4 protein-coding genes and 1 pseudogene are annotated in these 3,417 nt (G+C 48.3%); 2 read left to right on the top strand and 3 right to left on the bottom strand.

Annotated features, from left to right (window positions below):
• On the bottom strand, nt 1–158 hold a 158-nt coding region (locus Q0614_RS03595), incomplete at its 3' end, for a signal peptidase II (protein WP_366125038.1).
• 98 nt (nt 159–256) lie between these two features.
• Nucleotides 257–1,597: a phosphoglucosamine mutase gene (glmM, locus tag Q0614_RS03590; RefSeq protein WP_298786592.1), complete on the bottom strand. Its 1,341-nt coding sequence runs from the start codon at nt 1,595–1,597 to the stop codon at nt 257–259.
• Nucleotides 1,598–1,749: 152 nt separating this feature from the next.
• On the opposite strand from glmM, the gene rpsT reads away from it, so the two are divergent.
• Together rpsT and prfA are read left to right on the top strand one after the other, a co-directional pair.
• A complete protein-coding gene (rpsT, locus tag Q0614_RS03585; protein WP_291938896.1) occupies nt 1,750–2,022 on the top strand; it encodes a 30S ribosomal protein S20 in 273 nt (90 codons plus the stop codon).
• Nucleotides 2,023–2,046: 24 nt separating this feature from the next.
• Nucleotides 2,047–3,114, top strand: a complete 1,068-nt coding sequence (prfA, locus tag Q0614_RS03580) for a peptide chain release factor 1 (RefSeq protein WP_291938898.1) — start codon at nt 2,047–2,049, stop codon at nt 3,112–3,114.
• An 11-nt stretch (nt 3,115–3,125) separates the two neighbouring features.
• On the opposite strand, the pseudogene Q0614_RS03575 reads toward prfA, so the two are convergent.
• Nucleotides 3,126–3,417: pseudogene (locus Q0614_RS03575) on the bottom strand (chemotaxis protein); the annotation flags it as partial.

Here is a 3,417-nt window from a genome sequence, read left to right as displayed (position 1 = left end):
GCAAACATCGAAAACGCAACGCCGCGATTAAGCGTAAGCTCTAGCGAAAAAAACTCCCCCTGCCACGAAAAGCCGTTTAAAAACAGAAGTTTGATCGCTTGATCGATCGCAAAGATCACCGCAAAAAGCAGGATAAATTTAATACAGGTCTTAGCCATCTCGCAGCCTAAATTTAAATATGTAAAGCCTGCATCTTTTATCCGCGCCTTTTGTACCGAGCCATGAGCTTGTCGCGCCGTAAAATTTCACCGCAACGCTACTCATTTAGGGCTTTGGTAAAGAATTTCTCGACCTCGTCCATTCGCTTTTGCAGCAGCTTTTCGTTTTTACCCTCGATTAAGAGGCGGATAACGTTTTCGGTGCCGGAGTAGCGAAAGAGCGAGCGGATCTTGTCCGCTTTAAGGCTTGCTTCAAGCTCCTTTAGCCCTTTTAATTTTTCAAGCGGTTTTTTATCCGAAATTTTTAAATTCTTTAAAATTTGTGGATAGGGCTTAATCATCCCCGAAAATTCGCTTGCCTTCTTTTTCATATCCAGCATGCAGGCGGCGAATTGTAGCGCGCTTGCGATGCCGTCGCCCGTTTTGGCGTAATCGCCAAAGATCACGTGCCCGCTCTGCTCGCCGCCGAAATTTGCGCCTAGTTCGTGCATCGTCTCAAGTACAAATTTATCGCCTACATTGCAGCGATGAAGCGCGATGTCGTGTTTAGCTAAAAAATCCTCCAGCGCAGAATTACTCATCACTGTGGCTACCATTTTATTGCCTGCTAAGCGATTTTTTCCTTTCAAATAGACTGCTAAAATTCCAAGTAGCGCGTCGCCGTGGATGATCTCGCCGTTTTCGTCCACGACTACGAGCCTATCGGCATCCCCGTCGAAGGCAAAGCCGACATCGGCGCGTAATCTTTTGACCTCCGAGGCTAAATTTTGCGGGCTTAGTGCGCCGCAAGCATCATTAATATTTTTGCCGTTAGGTTCGTCGCCGATGACGATCGTTTCGGCTCCCAGCTCGTTAAATACGGTAGGTGCGACCTTGTAGCTTGCTCCGTTTGCGCAATCAAGTACCACGCGAAGCCCGTGCAGTGTCTTTTGCTTCGGAAAGGAATTTTTAATATGCACGATGTATCTGCCGATGACGTCGTCCACGCGCTTTGCGGCGCCGATTTGCATCATTTTGGTGCGCGCCTCGGCGATGAGTTCGTCGCTGAAGTAAATTTTTTCGATCTGCGCTTCCTCTTTTTCATCGAGTTTAAAGCCCTCGCTGTTGAAAAATTTAATGCCGTTGTCGTAGTATGGATTGTGGCTCGCGCTTATCATGATGCCCGCGTCGCAGCGCATATCCTCCGTAAGAAAGGCAATCGCAGGAGTAGGCATCGGTCCGATCTGGCGGACGTTGTAGCCCACCGAGGTAAGGCCTGCTACGATCGCTGTTTCTATCATATAGCCACTTCTGCGGGTATCTTTGCCGACTAAAATCATATTCGTAACGGAATTTTTCCTAAAATAAATTCCCGCTGCCATCGCTACGCGCATTGCAAGCTCGGCGGTTAGAAATTCCCCTGCTTTGCCCCGTACGCCGTCCGTCCCGAAAAGTTTCATTATCAAATCCTTGTATAAAAATCAGGAAATTCTACCAGAAAAAGTTTAATCTTAATAAATTTAAACTATATTTAAATTTTACTTAAATTAAGCGTCGATTAAATATTTTTTACGTATAATCGCAGGTTCAAATTTAACCGAAAAGGAACGTTATGGCAAATCACAAATCCGCCGAAAAACGCGCGAGACAAACCATAAAAAGAACGGAGCGAAATAGATTTTATCGCACCAGAGTAAAAAATATTACAAAAGCCGTAAGAGAGGCGGTCGAGAGCAAGGATCTAGACGCAGCGACTCAGGCTCTAAAAACGGCTAATGAAAGCTTCCACAGCTTCGTAAGCAGGGGCTTTTTGAAAAAACAGACCGCGAGCAGAAAAGTAAGCCGCCTAGCCAAACTCGTAAATTCTTTAAAAACCGCCGCGTAAGCGCTACTTACGCATAAAATTTAAATGCTAGCCGATAAACTAAAGCCTTTTTTGGATCGCTATGACGAGCTTTCGCGCATGCTTAGCGATCCCGCAGTTACCGCAGATATCGCTAATATGACGGCGTTATCTAAGGAGCAGCGCAATATCGAGCCGATCAAAGAGGCGGCTAGCGAGTATCTTAAAATTTTAAATCAGATCGAAGAAAACAAAGCCCTGCTAAGCGATGCCGATCTCGGCGAGCTAGCCAAAGAGGAGCTTAAAAGCTTAGAGAGCGAAAAGCCGCAGCTCGAAGAAAAAATCAAAATTTTACTGCTTCCGAAAGATCCCAACGACGATAAAAATATCTTTTTAGAGATCCGCGCCGGTACAGGCGGCGACGAAGCGGCGCTGTTCGCGGGCGATCTACTTGGCGCGTATCTGCGCTACGCCGATCTTCGCGGATACAAATGCGAGATCGTAAGCACTAGCGAAGGCAGCGTCGGCGGCTACAAAGAGGCGATCTTGCTCGTAAAGGGCGCGGGAGCGTATTCGCGGCTAAAATTTGAAGGCGGCACCCACCGCGTGCAGCGCGTCCCCGAAACGGAGAGCCAGGGTAGGGTGCATACCTCCGCAATCACCGTCGCCGTGATGCCCGAGATCGAGGATAGCGAGATACAGATCAACCCAAACGACCTTCGCATCGACGTTATGCGCAGCTCCGGCCACGGCGGGCAGTCCGTAAATACCACCGATAGCGCCGTTCGCATCACTCACATCCCGACCGGTTTAGTCGTTACCAACCAAGACGGCAAGGATCAGCACAAAAACAAAGAGGCAGCGATGAAGGTGCTAAAGGCGCGCCTTTACGATATGCAGGAGCAGGAGCGCTTAGAAAAAGAGCGCAAAGATCGCAAGGATCAGGTAGGTACAGGCGACCGCTCGGGGCGAATTCGTACCTACAACTACCCGCAAAACCGCATCAGCGACCACCGCATAAATTTAACGCTCTACCGCCTGGACGCGATAATGGCAGGGGGCTTGTTCGACGAGATCATCGATCCGCTCATCGCGCACTCTCAAGCCGAAGCGATCGCAAACGCCGGCTATTAGCCTTTTAAAATTTAGACCTTACATCCACCCGCTTTGCCGAATTTTGCCTCGATTAAAAGCACCAAGATAAAGAAAATTTTTTCGTCGTTAAACTTCGCAAGCTCGCGCAGGCCTTGATCTGCGCTTACAAGCTTGATGCCGTTTGATTTCAAAATCTCAGCGAGCTCGTCCGGCTCAAAGCCCATTTTATTAGCGATTTCTCTGATATTATAGCGCTCGATCGCGCCGATTATGCGATCCATATTACAAAAGCCGGGATTTTTGCGGCTCAAAACCACGTCCAAAAACTCGCCCCAGAGCTTT

The organism is uncultured Campylobacter sp. (assembly GCF_937997595.1).
GTDB lineage: Bacteria > Campylobacterota > Campylobacteria > Campylobacterales > Campylobacteraceae > Campylobacter_B.
Note: the sequence above shows the minus strand (reverse complement) of the source record. Positions and strands in the feature narration are given on the sequence as shown.

Bases quoted from the DNA above. Each gene is read 5' to 3' on its own strand.
- glmM (WP_298786592.1), bottom strand. From the start codon at position 1,597: ATGAAACTTTTCGGGACGGACGGCGTACGGGGCAAAGCAGGGGAATTT.
- rpsT (WP_291938896.1), top strand. From the start codon at position 1,750: ATGGCAAATCACAAATCCGCCGAAAAACGCGCGAGACAAACCATAAAA.
- prfA (WP_291938898.1), top strand. From the start codon at position 2,047: ATGCTAGCCGATAAACTAAAGCCTTTTTTGGATCGCTATGACGAGCTT.